The sequence below is a fragment of the Saezia sanguinis genome (genome assembly GCF_003991585.1).
GTDB classification, from domain to species: domain Bacteria; phylum Pseudomonadota; class Gammaproteobacteria; order Burkholderiales; family Burkholderiaceae_C; genus Saezia; species Saezia sanguinis.
Genome location: NZ_PQSP01000002.1, coordinates 210,035 through 224,184 on the forward strand (window position 1 = coordinate 210,035; position 14,150 = coordinate 224,184).

A 14,150-nucleotide genomic window follows, 5' to 3' on the forward strand; every position below is an offset into this window, starting at 1 on the left:
TATTCGTGAAGCAGGAAGTTGAATCGTTGAACAGAAAAGAGAGATGTGTGTGGCACCAAAGCGTGTGATTGTCGGCCTGTCTGGCGGCGTTGATTCCGCAGTGAGTGCCTATTTGCTGAAAAAACAGGGTTATGAAGTCATCGGGCTGTTCATGAAGAACTGGGAAGATGATGACGACTCTGAATACTGCTCGTCCCGGCAGGACTGGCTGGATGCTGCCAGCGTGGCCGATGTGCTGGGCATTGATATTGAATTTGTTAATTTTGCTTCAGAGTATAAAGACCGGGTGTTTGCCGAGTTCTTACGCGAGTACCAGGCCGGGCGCACACCCAACCCGGATGTGCTGTGTAATGCCGAGATCAAGTTCAAGGCGTTTTTAGACCATGCCATGCGGCTGGGTGGCAGCAAAATTGCCACCGGCCACTATGCGCGCGTTCGCGAACGTGAGGGCCGGTTTGAATTGCTCAAGGGGCTGGATCCGGCCAAGGACCAGAGCTATTTTTTGCATCGCTTGAATCAGGAGCAGTTGTCGCGCACGCTGTTTCCCGTGGGAGAGTTGGAAAAAACGGAAGTACGGCGCATTGCCGCAGAAATCGGCTTGCCCAATGCCGGTAAAAAGGATTCAACCGGGATTTGTTTCATTGGCGAGCGGCCGTTCAGAGAGTTTTTAAACCGCTATCTTGCACATCGGCCCGGCCCGATCCGCGATGATCGCGGGCGTTTGCTGGGAGAGCATGTTGGGTTGAGTTTTTATACGCTGGGCCAGCGTAAAGGTATTGGTATTGGCGGCATCAAGGAAAAGGGTGCTTCGCGTGGCGGTGGCGAGCATGCGCCCTGGTTTGTTGCCCGCAAAGACATGCAGGCCAATACGCTGTATGTGGTGCAGGGGCATGATCACCCATGGCTGTTATCGACACAACTGGTCAGTGACCAGGCATCGTGGGTGGCAGGTATTCCGCCCGAACCCGGACTGTATGCGGCCAAGACGCGTTACCGTCAGGCAGATGCCGCATGTACGTACGCGCCAGTACAGGCGCAGGATAATTTACCAGAGCATCGTTTTGCGCTGAAGTTTGACGCTCCCCAGTGGGCTGTCACACCAGGCCAGTCTGCCGTTTTATATGATGGCGAGGTTTGTCTGGGGGGCGGTATCATTGATCAGGTTCTGGCTCTGGCATGATGGCTGCCTATAAAAGCATCTGAGCGGACAGGCTGTTCATCAGATCATTTAAAAGAGTATGGGCAGCCAGCACCGGTCGGTATGTATCTGTTTTTGTTTTTAAATGACTGTTTTGGTCAAGTGGGTATCAGCTTAATTCCCATGGGGTGGTAATCAAGATTTACCAACGTGGTCATAGGTAACCCCCGTTTTGTATACAGCGCCTGTGTGCCTTCTATGAGAGAAGGCATTTGTTTCTTTTGCAAAAATTGTTGCATGAGGTGACCGGCCTGCAAAATACTTTTGCTGTAACCCATGTGCATCGGGGTTGAGCATAAGGGTTTGTGCTAGGTCCGTGCCCTAGCCGGAAGTCTACAATCATTCAGGATATGGCGGCATGATACCCAGTGGTATTGTGCCGAGATGACCGTATAGAAAGGGATTCCACGAAGAAGTAAATACGGCTGAATGACATTCCAGATAGATATAAGTACAACGCGTTTTAGTTTCTAAAGCGCTATTTCAGTAAATGCAGGAGACAAATTATGAAACGAGGTTTTGCCGGGCTTTTCGGGGCTGCAGTCGTTGCATTGAGCATGATGACTGCGGGTGTGGCTGCATATGCGCAGCAAAAGATTGTGTTGGGCGCTTCGGTACAGTTGACCGGCCCGATCGCCAACACGGGGCGCTACTACCGGGATGCGTATCAACTGACGGTTGATCGTATCAATGCAGCCGGTGGTGTGACGGTGGATGGCAAGCCTTACCAGCTTGAACTGAAGATTTATGACAACCAGTCTGACGTGGGCTTGAGCGTGCGCCAGTATACACAACTGGTGTCACAGGATAAAGTGAATTTCCTGCTTGGCCCGTTTGCCAGCAATTTTGCTCTGGCTGATTCTGTGGTGTCTGAACGCTACAAAATCCCGATGGTGCAGGGCGGCGGGGCTTCGGACCAGATTTTTACCCGTGGCTTCAAGTACATTTTCGGCACATTGCCGCCGGCCACGCACTATTACAGCAGTACGGTCGATTTGATGAAGACGCTGCAGCCCCCGATCAAAACCGTGGCGTTGCTGTATGCGGACGACTCGTTTGATGTTTCTGTGGCCGAAGGTACGCGTCCACTGCTGACCAATGCCGGGTTTCAGATTGTGATGGATGAAAAATTCAGCACCAATGCCACCGATTTCAGCTCCTTGCTGACCCGAATCAAAAGCCTGAATGCAGACGCCGTTTTTGTGGCCGGGCATGAAACCGAGATTTTGAACTTTATCCGTCAGGCCAAGAGTCTGGCTGTTTCTCCCAAGCTGTATTCGTTTACGGTGGGGGTTCCCAGTGAGGATTTCCGCAAAGCGCTGGGGGCTGACGCCAACTACGCTTTTGGCATGACCGCCTGGTTGCCCACGCCTGATATGAAAGACCGCTGGTTTGGTGATGCGGCTGAATTTGCCAAGGTGTATACAGCCAAGTTTGGTTATGACCCTGATTACCATGCAGCCTCAGGTGCAGCAGATGTCCAGGCGCTGGTGATGGCCATTGAAAAAGCCAATTCGTTGGACCCGCAAAAGGTGCGCGATGCACTGGCCACAATCAAGTTTGACAGTCTGTATGGTCCGATTGCGTTTGACGAACGCGGCCAGATTGATCTGCCGCAGATTGTCGTGCAGGTGCAGGATGGCAAGGTGGTTGAAATCCATGGCCCCAAAGGCCCTGTGAATCCGCCCAAATATCCTATGCCGGCCTGGAACGCCCGCTAAATAGAACGTATAAATACAGCGAGATCATATGAATATTTTTATTCAGACGTTAATCAACGGCATTTTGCTGGGCGGCTTATATGCTGTCATGGCACAGGGGCTGGCGTTGGTGTGGGGTGTGCTGAACATTGTGAACCTGGCGCATGGTGCTTTCATCATGCTGGGCGGTTACCTGACATGGACGCTATTTACATACTGTGGCATCGATCCTTTTGTAGGGTTGGTGCCCACAGCCATCATCATGTTTGTTTTGGGTTACCTGATCCAGCGCGGATTGCTCAATTTTGTGGCGCGCGGGCCCATGTTCAATACGCTGCTGATCACTTTCGGTCTGGAAGTGATTCTGGCCGATGTGGTGCAGATTATTTATTCTGCCGACTTTCAGGCCATTAATCCTTCCTATGCCGGCAGCAGCATCTCGCTGGGTGAAATTGCGGTGCCTAAGGTTAACCTGGCCGCTTTTGCGGTGGCGTTGGCAATCAGTATTGCGATGTGGATGTTTTTGCTGCGGACCCGGCTCGGGCGTGCCATTCGCGCCACGGCGCAAAATCTGGTTGCAGCCCGCCTGTACGGGGTGGAGCCGCGCCATCTTTATGCCGTGACCTTCGGTATCGGCCTGGCACTGGCCGGGGCTGCCGGCGGGTTGTATGGCATGGTGTCCCAGATCAATCCGTACATTGGCGTGTATTTAACGGCCAAGTGCTTTGCCATTACCATCATCGGCGGGCTGGATAATCCGCTGGGCGTGATTGTCGGTGGGCTGTTGCTGGGCGTGATTGAGCTGATGACCATGCAGTATGTCGGCGCCACTTACCAGAACGTTGTCAGTTTTGGGGTGCTGATCCTGGTACTGATTTTGCGGCCAAGCGGTCTTTTGGGGAAAACAGCATGAATAATTCACGTAAAACGGTGATTCAGGGGGCTGTTGCCTTGATTGTGCTGGTGATTGCTGCAGCATTGCCCTGGATTGGTGCTCAAACACTGGCGCTGTTCGGGTTCAGTATCCGCTCTGATGTATTGCTGGAGTTTGGTTTTAATGCGCTGATTCTGGCAATTCTGGCACAGGGCTGGAATGTGATCGGCGGCTTTACCGGCTATGCGTCTTTTGGTAACGCGGTGTTCTTCGGGCTGGGCGCTTATGGCGTTGGCATTGCCATGGTTCAATGGGGGCTTTCGTTTGGCACCGGCATGTTGTTTGGCGTGTCCATGGCAGTGATTTTTGCGCTGCTGCTGGGCATTCCCATTCTGCGCTTGAAAGGCCATTATTTTGCCATTGCAACGCTGGCACTCTCGCAGGTGATGGCAGCCATCATTTCCAATATTGATCTGGCCGGGGCCAATCAGGGACTGCCGTTCTTGTCATTCCTGGATGTGTCTTTTATCAGCACGGAAGCGGCATTTTATGAAATGGCATTGGTCGTGCTGGCGTTTGCAACGGCGGTGGTCTTTTGGCTCAAGCGCAGCCGTCTGGGGTTTGGTCTGATTGCCATTCGTGAAAACGAGGACGGTGCTGCGGCAATGGGCGTGAATACAACGTTGTATAAAGTGCTGGCGCTGACTCTGGCCGGTATTTTCAGTGCCATGGCTGGTGGTATTTATGCCTACAAGATGGCGTATATTGACCCGGACCAGGTGTTTAATGCCAGTTGGAACGTCAAGATGATCATCATGGCGGTGTTTGGGGGCGCCGGTACGGTATTTGGCCCGATTTTCGGGGCGGTAACGTTGTCTGCCATCTCTGATATTCTAGCCAGCGTGCTGACCAATGTGGCAGGGCTGTTCTTTGGCGTTGTGATTATTCTGGCCGTGTTGCTGACACCACGCGGGCTGACCGACATGCTCATCGGGGTGAAGAGATGCGGCTTGAGGTATTTCATCAATAACATAAGGGCAACCAAGCTATGACAGCGATTCTTGAATTGCAGAATGTCACGCGCCGGTTCGGCGGGCTGGTTGCTGTCAGCGATGTCAGCTTCAAGCTCGAGAAGGGTGAAATTCTGGGGCTGATCGGTCCCAATGGTGCGGGTAAAACCACACTGGTGAGCCTGATCAGCGGTACGGTGGAGCCCAGCTCAGGAGAGGTGCGTTTTCAGGGCAACTCCATTCACAGTTTGCCGGCGTATAAAAGAGCGCGCCTTGGCATCGGGCGCACGTTTCAGATCATGAAACCTTTTCCTGGCCTGAGTGTGCTGGACAATGTGGCCGTTGGTGCCTTGTTTGGCCGCGCCAAGCATGGCACCGGCCTGAAGCAGGCGCGTGAGCAGGCTGCGCATTATCTGGAGTTTGTGGGGCTGGCTGCAGCCATTGGCAAACGTGCAGAAAATCTGGGCGGGCCTGACCGCAAGCGGCTTGAACTGGCCAAAGCGCTGGCCATGCAGCCTACGCTGCTGTTGTGCGACGAAGTGATGGCAGGGTTGAATCACGTCGAAATTGACGAGGTGATTGAGGTGATTCGCAAAGTGCGTGCCGAAGGCATCAGTATCCTGGTTATTGAGCATGTGATCAAGGCGATTAAGAGCCTGTCGGACCGCCTGCTGGTATTGCATCATGGTCAGCAGATTGCCGAAGGCGCGCCTGACAAAGTGCTGTCCGATCCGGCAGTGGTTGAAGCCTATCTTGGAAAGAAAAGACATGAATCAGCCGAACAACAATAAACAAGCATTGCTTCAGGTGGATAACCTGAGTGCCGGCTATGGGTCGGTGCTGGCGATACAGGGCATCACAATGTCGATTTATGAATCTGAAATTGTGGCGCTGGTGGGCAGCAATGGGGCCGGGAAAACCACTTTTCTGCGAGCCCTTTCCAGGGTGATCCACAGTTCCGGTTCAGTCACCTACAAAGGGCAGGATCTGGAGCAAATGACGCCGGAAGAGGCATTCGCTCATGGCATTGTTCAGGTGCCTGAAGGACGCCAGTTGTTTGATCACATGACGGTGCAGGATAACCTGCTGATGGGCGCTTACAAGCGCCGGGATAAAGCGGGGGTCAAGCGTGACCTGGATATGGTGTACGGCATTTTTCCTAAAATGGCCGACCGGCGCAAACAGATTGCAGGCAGCATGTCTGGCGGAGAGCAGCAGATGTGCGCAATGGCACGGGCGCTGATGGCTGCTCCGACGCTACTGTTGGTGGATGAAATGAGCCTGGGGCTTGCCCCTGTGGTGGTTGACCAGTTGATGGATGTGCTCAAGCAGATCCGCAGCAACGGTGTGACGGTGCTGCTGGTGGAGCAGGATATTTATCTGGCGCTCGAAGGATCAGACCGAGGCTATGTGATGGAAACCGGGCACATTGTGCATAGCGGTGAGTCGCATGCACTGATCAACGATCCCGAGGTCCAGCGCGCCTACCTGGGTGTATAGCACTCAGAGTCAGATGGTTGTTGGCTGCTCTGGCAGACCGGCATAAAAAAACAGACCCGCCCTGAAAAGGCGGGTCTGTTTGCAAGAAGCAATACTGACGGTGTTACACCGCTTCACGCTGGTTATCCGGTAGTTCAATTTTGACTTCCAGCACTTCCAGATCGTCCTGCCGTTCCAGATGAACCTTGATATCTTCCGGATTGATCGGGATGTATTTGGAAATCACCGCAACCAGCTCTTTTTGCAGCGCAGGCAGATAGTCGGGACTGGTGCCCGCATTATGGCCGCTACGCTCGTGTGCCAGAATAAGCTGCAAACGTTCCTTGGCGACGCTGGCAGTCGATTTTTTCTTCTCGCCCAAAAAGAATGAGAGGAAAGACATGGTGTGTTACCTCCCGAAAATACGTTTAAAGAAGCCGGGCTTTTCCGCGTCAATGAAACGCAGAGGTTTATCTTCGCCCAGAAAGCGGTCAACCACATCAGCGTAAGCCTGGGCTGCGGTGCTTTCTTTGAGGTTAATCACGGGGGTTCCCTGGTTGGATGCCTGCAAAATGGCTTCGGACTCCGGGATCACGCCGATCAGCGGAATGCGCAGAATGTCCTGAATGTCTTCCAGTGACAGCATATGGCCGCCTTCAACCCGTGTCGGGTTGTAGCGTGTGATCAGCAGGTGCTCTTTAATCGGTTCGGCACCGTCAATGGCTCGCTTAGTTTTTGAACTCAGCATGCCCAGAATACGGTCGGAGTCACGTACGGAAGATACTTCGGGGTTGGTCACAATCAGCGCTTCATCGGCATAATGCATGGCCAGCAGTGCGCCGGTTTCAATACCTGCAGGGGAGTCGCACACAATGTATTCAAAACCCATTTCACCAAGCTCTTTGAGCACGCGCTCGACGCCTTCTTGCGTCAGCGCATCTTTGTCGCGTGTCTGGGAAGCGGCCAGGATGTACAGCTTGTCGCAGCTTTTATCTTTGATCAGCGCCTGGTTCAGGGTGGCTTCCTGATGGATGACATTGATGAAGTCATACACGACCCGGCGTTCACAGCCCATGATCAGATCCAGATTGCGCAAGCCGACATCAAAATCAATGACGGCTGTTTTGTGGCCTTTAAGCGCCAGACCGGCTGCAAAACTGGCGCTGGTTGTTGTTTTGCCTACGCCTCCTTTACCGGAGGTCACTACGACAATCTTGGTCATTGGAGTCCCGTTTCTTTGATCAACAATCAATAAATTTCAAACGCAAAAGCAATATGCCCCAGGTCAACCCCGGTATATACCTTGTAAAACAGCTGATAATCATAGCATAACAGGTATTCAAGGGCGGAAAACCATGCTGGCTTTTACCTGTATCAGCACAGGCACATGCAGCAAGCAGAATGGCAGGTGGCGCATGTCAAAAATCAATTCAGCGATGGCTGATCTGAATCGGTGTCATCACGAGTGATTCACCCTGCAATTGCACCATGGTGGGCTTGCCGAAAATGTCTTTAGGCAGCGCTTTCTCAGTGGTCTGGTAAATGCCGGCAATGGAAAGCAGTTCGGGTTCAAAGCAGGTGGCATAAATGCGGGCATCTGTATTGCCTTGTGCGCCTGCAATGACACGTCCGCGTAATGGTGCATACACATGGACATTGCCGTCCGCGATGATTTCAGCGCCAAAGCTGACCAGCGATGTCACAATCAGGTCGGCGCCGCGGGCATATATCTGCTGACCGGAGCGCAGCGGTTTGTCAATCACCAGGGTGCCAACGGAAACAGGGACTTCCTTGATGATCTCCTGCATGGCGTGTTCTGTACGTGGTGCCATCGGGGTGATATCAGGGGCATGCAGCAGCCCCGCAGCCAGTGCGGCCTGCATCTGTTCGCCGGAGCCGCCACGCACTGAAAAAGGCTGTATGCGCAGGCTTTTCAACAGCTTGAGTAGTACAGCAAAATCAATCGGTGGGTTTTCAGCCGCGAGTTCGCTTAAATCGATCACCGCCAGGTCATTGTCAAAATAGTCAGGCTGGCTGCCATACTGGCTGGTCAGTTCTGAAGCCAGTGTCTCCAGGTTGGCACTTTTGAGGATAAAGGAAATCAGCGGCAGGTTGGCGCTTTTCACGTCAAAAGTGGTTCGGGTTTGTCTTGTGGCCATGGATAGATGTTGATGCGGCTAAAGAAGCTATTCTAGTGAATGTTGTAAATCATGGCGCACCGGGTATGCAATTCAGCACCAAACCCGTGAAGACAGAAGCGTTAAAAAAAGAAGCGCCAGATGGCAAAAATCAGCAGGGTCAAGAATGCAGCAACCAGATCATCAAGGATGATGCCGATGGCGCCTTTATAGCCCCAGCCTTTGAATGCTTTGTCTGCCCAGCGTACCGGCCCCGGTTTTAACGCGTCAAACAGACGGAACAGCACAAACGCGGCGCATTGCCCCCAGAATGTGGTGGGCATGATAAGCCATAAAACAAGCCAGAATGCAATGATTTCGTCCCAGACAATGCTGCCCGGGTCCTGCACCTGCAGGGCAGTCGCTGTGCGCTGGCAGGCCCATACGCCAACCAGTAAAGAAAGCAAAAGCAGAATACCCCAGGCCAGGTCATTGAGCCAGGGGTAGAGCAGTGCAAAAATGGCCCAGGCAAACAGGGTGCCCGCAGTACCGGGCGCTTTGGGGCTGAGGCCGCTGCCAAAGCCGATGGCAATCATGTGGGCGGGGTGTTGGCGCAAAAACAGCCAGTCAGGTTTTCGAGCAGAAGCGTGCTCCTCCGGTGGTGGGGGAGAAGAGGGTTCAGTGAAATGCTCGTTGTGGGTCATATTGTCAAACGCGGCTAAAGCTGCTTGCAGATTCGATTCATACGGTCAATGCTGTTTTTGCGGGTATTGTCAGTACCGCGGCAATGGCAATCAGTTGTATTGCTGACAGCCTGACCATCAGGCATAGGGCATTATCGGTCAACTGGGAAAAGGGTGCAAAGTACCATGCCAGGGCCAAGCTTTGCTCTTAGTTTTTGAAATGGTCAAATGAATGGTACGAGTTGGAAACATGATTGCCGCGCGCATCATACAGGCGAACGCCGGGTTGCATTTCGATGCGACCGATGGGGGTAACTGCCAACTGGCAATGATGTGCGGCAGTCAATACCTGTGCACGTCTGGCGATGGGTGCCGTAAATATGAGTTCATAATCATCACCACCGGACAGTGTGCACAGACGCTGTATGGCGACCGGCTGGTTATGCAGCGCATGGCTGCGTGGCACGCTGTCGACTTCGATGCTGGCGCCCATCCGACTGGCTTTTAGAATATGCCCGAGATCGCCCAGCAAACCGTCTGAAAGGTCAATGGCCGATGTGGCAATATTGCGCAAAGCCATGCCCAGTGCGACGCGGGGGGTAGGTTGCTCCATGCGCTGCAGCGTTTGTTCAAATGCATCGGCGGACTGGTGTGCCTGAGAGCGCAGTGTTTCCAGTGCAAGCCGTGCGTCGCCGATGCCACTCTGAATGGGATGGCTGACGTAAATATCATCTCCTGCCTGCGCGCCCGAGCGGCGCAATGCCAGATGGTGCGGTATTTCACCAAAGACGGTAATGGAAATACACAGAGGGCCGGCAGTGGTGTCGCCCCCGATCAACGTGCACTGGTGTTCGTCAGCCAGTGCAAACAAGCCTTTGGCAAAGTCTTCACACCATGCAGGATCGATGCGTGGCAAAGCCAAAGAAAGGGTGAAGGCCAGCGGTTTGGCGCCCATGGCGGCCAGATCGGACAGGTTGACCGCCAGGGATTTATGACCCAGACGCTGGGGCGCGATGGTAGGCAGAAAATGCCGGCTTTCCAGCAGCATGTCTGTCGAAATGGCCAGCGACATGCCGGGTGAAGGCGCCAGCAACGCACAATCGTCCCCAATACCCAGTTGCACATGCGTGGGATCTGTGGGTGTTGTTGTGCGTTGAAAATAGCGGGTAATAAAGTCGAATTCACCCATAAAAGCCGGGTCCGTATTCAGAGTCAGAAGGTGATGGTAACAAGTTATGAAAAAAATGGATCGGTATCAAGGATTTTCGATCATTTTATACAGAACACCCTGGCGAAGTGCGCCCCGGGCCGGCACCAGTGTACGCAGGTTCGGGAACGTATCGAACAAAGCCAGCATGACTGAAAGTCCGCCGCCAATAACGTCTTTACGGTCCCCCAGCCCAGTCATCTGGAGTGCATCAATTGAGCCGGCGCGGATAAGCTGCTCATAAATCCAATCCAGCCCCGGACGGGTAATTTGGCCATCGCTTATCTGGTTATTTTTCAGTACGCTGCTGATGGCACCAATGGTGCCTGATGCGCCATAAGCCTGCTCCCAGAGCAGTGGCGCGTTGCTGTCATGCTGCATTTGCTGAGCCGCCTGTTCGAAATAGGTGTGGGCATGGGCAACAGCCTGGCTGAACTGGGGCGGGGTCAATTGGTTATCTGCAAAATAATCCATCGAAAGCCCTACACTGCCGACCGGGCATGACTGGGCTGCCAGGGCCTGCATGTCCTGCCCGATGATCACCTCTGTAGAGCGGCCGCCGATATCCACCACAAATCTTTTTTCGGGGGGCAGTGAATCGCCGGGTGTTTTGTCTTCATTCAGTACGGCGGATACACCCAGGTAAATCAGGTGCGCTTCTTCTTGGCCTGAAATGACTTCTATCGGACAGCCTAACAGCTTCTGCCCCTGTTCAATGAATTCCATCCGGTTATTGGCCTGGCGCAACGTCTGTGTTGCCACGGCGCGCACGTAGCGGACTTTCTGCTTGTGCAAAATGTCGTTAAAGTTTTTCAGGCAATTCCAGCCGCGCTCCATTGCGCTGTGGTCCAGCGAGAGGTCTTCATGAAGCCCCCTGCCTAAACGCACAGGTTCTCGGATGTAGTCTTTACGCAGCAGGCGGCCTTTGTAATACCGGTCAATTTCCAGCCGAAAACTGTTGGACCCCAGGTCCACAGCCGCTAACAAACAGCTCTTTGGCAACATGCAGTGTTCTATATGATGTTGATTCTGGCTGTAAGCATACCATGTTGCAGTAAACCACCTATCTATCTGAGGATTGGTGGTTATGCGGCCTGGTAATTGGCAGTAACCGGATGAACAGGAATGCGCAGTTCAAAACGGCTGCCTCCGCCTTCACGTGGCAGACAGACGACAGACCCGCGATGGCGCAGCGCAATTTGCTTAACCAGTGACAAACCAAGGCCGGTGCCACCGGGGACAGCATTTTTCACCCGGAAAAAGGGTTCAAAAATACGCTCACGATCAGCGTCAGAAACACCTGGCCCCCGGTCTGAAACGCTGAAACATACCTGCGCCGGATGCCCCTGGCGTGCTGCTTCGTAAGTAATATGCAGCTCTATGAGGGTATCAGGCGCATAACGCTCGGCATTGATCAGCAGGTTGCGCAACGCCCGGCGCACCAGGGCCTCATCGGCCTGGACTTCAACGCTCTGCCCGTGCAGCTCAGCATTGGTGCGTGAGGCTTCTTCTGCAGCCAGGGCCAATGCGTCAAAAGAGGTGATGTGAAGCGCATCCGGAGCGGCATCCAGCCTGCTGGCCAGTAAAATTTCACCAACCAGTTCGTCCAGCTCTTTGATGTCTGTTCTCAGGTCGTCTGCGATTTGCGGCATTTGTTCAGCAGCAAGCTCGGTGCTCATGCGTAGCCGTGCCAAAGGTGTGCGAAGCTCATGCGAAACCTGCGCCAACAGTTGCTTGTGCTGGCTGACCAAAGCTTCAATATGCTGCGCGCTGATATTAAAGCTGTGAGCGAGTAAAGAGACTTCATCATGTCCGGTAATATCAACCCGGGTTTTCAGGTTGCCGGAGCCAAAATTCTCAACCCCCCGCTGTAATTTTTCCAGCCGCCTTGTCAGTTTGCGGGCAATCGGGTAGGTGGCAGCACCCATGACAATGACCATCAGTCCCAGCCAGATCCAGGGTTTGAATATGCCGGGGGGCTCATTGTTGTGCATTTCACTGCCGGGGCCTCTGCCTCCGTGTCCGAATCGGGCCGGGCGCTCAAAGTCAAATGCAGGCACAGGTGTTCCGGGGGGGGCGTGCTCTCGCCATTCCAGCAACTGCCGGTAGTAACTGTCGCGCTGTTCGCGGATATATTGATGGTACTCCTGCCGGGTTTGCTCGTTTTCCATCCGTATGGCTTCACGCTCTGCAATGATGCTGGGGGCAACCAGAAAGCGGAAAATCAGTGCGGTTGTAATGCCGTAAATAAAAACCGTGGCAATCAGCGTGATCCAGATGCTCCACCATAAACCCCGGTACCAAGGCAGGGATTTGCTGGGCGGTGGGGTTTGAGATGCCGTGGCTGCTGATCTGGAAAATAAAACCATGTTGTGCCCTATGACAGCGTTAGTCCTGCGCCTTGGCAAATACATAGCCCACGCCGCGTACAGTCACAATGCGTCGCGGGTGTTTGGGGTCGTCCTCAATGGCGGCGCGGATACGGGACATATGCACATCAATTGAGCGGTCAAACGCTTCAAGCGATTCCCCTTTGACTTCGTCCATCAGGTATTCGCGTGAAAGCACGCGGCCAGGGTGTTGTGCCAGTGCATTCAACAAATCGTACTGGTAGGAAGTTAATGTTTTTTCTTCGCCATCCAGGCGCACGGTTCGGGCATCATGGTCGATCTCAAGCCTGCCAAAGCGGGAAATGGCTTGCGGAGCCGATGAAGCGGTCTGCCTTCGCAGAATGGCGCGCAGCCGTGCCAGCAGTTCCCGGGGTTCGAAGGGTTTGGGCAGATAGTCATCAGCCCCCATTTCCAGGCCGATGATACGGTCTGTGGGGTCTCCCCGAGCCGTCAGCATCATGATGGGAATGTGCTGGGTGGATGACTGGCCGCGCAACTGGCGGCACACATCCAGCCCGTCGCCATCAGGCAGCATCAAGTCCAGAATAATGGCGTTCAACGGGGTGGACTGGGCAAGCGCCAGCGCTTTCTGTACCGTTGGCGCATGGCTGACGCTGAAGCCGAATTGCTCCAGGTAGCTTATCGTCATACGGGCCAAACGCTCGTCGTCTTCAACCAATAAAATCTGCGGCATAGTGCGGTGTGTCCATCCATGGTAAAAGAGGTAAGTGCCTTTTCTGTCTGAGTTCAGGCACTTACCTTATGAGGAAGTATCAGCGCATGGGCATGGGTACCAGCAGCCAATTGTAGTTGGCCTGCGGGTTCGGGCCTGCTCCAGGGCCACGAGGCGCGTTCGGCGCGGCTGACCACTGTTGACGCCACGCTTCAACCTGTTGGTTCAGGGTGGTGCGTTGCTCAACTGTCAATACTTCGGCAGCCTGAATGCGTGCTTCGAGTGTACGGGCTGAGAGCTTTTGGGTCAGGTCTGCCTGCTGAGCCTGTAATTTGGCGATGGCTGCCTTGTCCAGTTGGGGCTTGATCAGCTCGAGGTTAAGCTGGACACGGGTTTCATGCAACTGGGTTCTCAGTGCCTGGGCATCGGTAAAAGAGGCCTGTGCAATGCCGCTCAGTTGTTCTTTCTGGGCATCGGTGAGGTTCAGCGATTCAATGGCCTGATAATTCCAGTATCCGCCACGGTGGCCGCCTCCCCAGTGATGACCACGCATGGGTCCGGGGCCTGGGCCTTGGCAGGGCGCATAAGTGGCGCCATCACCCTGCATGGGAGCGCCTTGGGCGCAGGGGCCATAGCCCATCGGCTGGGCATAAACGGTTGCGGCAACCAGCAGTCCGCCCAGGGCCACGCCAACACGGGCCAGTGGGGATGAAATTTGCGTTTTTTTGAACATGAATGTCCTCCTTTGAGTATTGGGTTGATGTCAGTGTAGGGCCAACACATTGGGGGAAGGTGTCTGAAATGCAAAGATTTGTAAAG

General features: G+C 53.9%; 15 protein-coding genes. 6 read left to right on the forward strand and 9 right to left on the reverse strand.

Features of this window, described 5'->3' with window-relative positions:
• Positions 1-49 precede the first annotated feature (49 nt).
• From mnmA to CUZ56_RS05025, 6 genes are all read left to right on the forward strand, one after another.
• Positions 50-1,180: a tRNA 2-thiouridine(34) synthase MnmA gene (gene mnmA, locus CUZ56_RS05000; protein ID WP_239442056.1), complete on the forward strand. Its 1,131-nt coding sequence runs from the start codon at positions 50-52 to the stop codon at positions 1,178-1,180.
• A 524-nt stretch (positions 1,181-1,704) separates the two neighbouring features.
• Positions 1,705-2,919 carry an amino acid ABC transporter substrate-binding protein gene (locus tag CUZ56_RS05005; protein ID WP_239442057.1) on the forward strand — a complete coding sequence of 405 codons (1,215 nt, stop codon included), beginning with the start codon at positions 1,705-1,707 and terminating at the stop codon, positions 2,917-2,919.
• Positions 2,920-2,947: 28 nt separating this feature from the next.
• Positions 2,948-3,811: a branched-chain amino acid ABC transporter permease gene (locus CUZ56_RS05010; protein ID WP_126978880.1), complete on the forward strand. Its 864-nt coding sequence runs from the start codon at positions 2,948-2,950 to the stop codon at positions 3,809-3,811.
• Entirely contained in the window at positions 3,808-4,824 is a 1,017-nt protein-coding gene (locus tag CUZ56_RS05015) for a branched-chain amino acid ABC transporter permease (RefSeq protein WP_126978882.1), read from the forward strand. Before CUZ56_RS05010 ends, CUZ56_RS05015 begins: the two co-directional genes overlap by 4 nt.
• Positions 4,821-5,573 carry an ABC transporter ATP-binding protein gene (locus CUZ56_RS05020; protein WP_126978884.1) on the forward strand — a complete coding sequence of 251 codons (753 nt, stop codon included), beginning with the start codon at positions 4,821-4,823 and terminating at the stop codon, positions 5,571-5,573. Before CUZ56_RS05015 ends, CUZ56_RS05020 begins: the two co-directional genes overlap by 4 nt.
• Positions 5,551-6,282, forward strand: a complete 732-nt coding sequence (locus tag CUZ56_RS05025) for an ABC transporter ATP-binding protein (RefSeq protein WP_126978886.1) — start codon at positions 5,551-5,553, stop codon at positions 6,280-6,282. Before CUZ56_RS05020 ends, CUZ56_RS05025 begins: the two co-directional genes overlap by 23 nt.
• A gap of 103 nt (positions 6,283-6,385) precedes the next feature.
• On the opposite strand, the gene minE is transcribed toward CUZ56_RS05025, so the two are convergent.
• The 9 genes from minE to CUZ56_RS05070 all read right to left on the reverse strand — a co-directional run bounded on the left by minE (position 6,386) and on the right by CUZ56_RS05070 (position 14,064).
• Complete coding sequence (gene minE / locus CUZ56_RS05030) at positions 6,386-6,664, reverse strand: cell division topological specificity factor MinE (RefSeq protein WP_126978888.1); 279 nt, start codon at positions 6,662-6,664, stop codon at positions 6,386-6,388.
• 6 nt (positions 6,665-6,670) lie between these two features.
• A complete protein-coding gene (minD, locus tag CUZ56_RS05035; protein WP_126978890.1) occupies positions 6,671-7,483 on the reverse strand; it encodes a septum site-determining protein MinD in 813 nt (270 codons plus the stop codon).
• 208 nt (positions 7,484-7,691) lie between these two features.
• On the reverse strand, positions 7,692-8,420 hold the full coding sequence (minC, locus tag CUZ56_RS05040; RefSeq protein WP_126978892.1) for a septum site-determining protein MinC: 729 nt from the start codon (positions 8,418-8,420) through the stop codon (positions 7,692-7,694).
• 101 nt (positions 8,421-8,521) lie between these two features.
• Complete coding sequence (locus CUZ56_RS05045; RefSeq protein WP_126978894.1) at positions 8,522-9,082, reverse strand: phosphatidylglycerophosphatase A family protein; 561 nt, start codon at positions 9,080-9,082, stop codon at positions 8,522-8,524.
• Between the two features lie 187 nt (positions 9,083-9,269).
• On the reverse strand, positions 9,270-10,250 hold the full coding sequence (gene thiL, locus CUZ56_RS05050) for a thiamine-phosphate kinase (protein ID WP_126978896.1): 981 nt from the start codon (positions 10,248-10,250) through the stop codon (positions 9,270-9,272).
• Positions 10,251-10,316: 66 nt separating this feature from the next.
• Positions 10,317-11,273: a Ppx/GppA family phosphatase gene (locus tag CUZ56_RS05055; protein ID WP_126978898.1), complete on the reverse strand. Its 957-nt coding sequence runs from the start codon at positions 11,271-11,273 to the stop codon at positions 10,317-10,319.
• Between the two features lie 80 nt (positions 11,274-11,353).
• Complete coding sequence (locus CUZ56_RS05060; RefSeq protein WP_162615258.1) at positions 11,354-12,637, reverse strand: sensor histidine kinase; 1,284 nt, start codon at positions 12,635-12,637, stop codon at positions 11,354-11,356.
• A 19-nt stretch (positions 12,638-12,656) separates the two neighbouring features.
• Positions 12,657-13,352 carry a response regulator gene (locus CUZ56_RS05065; RefSeq protein WP_204250829.1) on the reverse strand — a complete coding sequence of 232 codons (696 nt, stop codon included), beginning with the start codon at positions 13,350-13,352 and terminating at the stop codon, positions 12,657-12,659.
• A 79-nt stretch (positions 13,353-13,431) separates the two neighbouring features.
• On the reverse strand, positions 13,432-14,064 hold the full coding sequence (locus CUZ56_RS05070) for a Spy/CpxP family protein refolding chaperone (RefSeq protein WP_126978902.1): 633 nt from the start codon (positions 14,062-14,064) through the stop codon (positions 13,432-13,434).
• Positions 14,065-14,150: the final 86 nt, after the last annotated feature.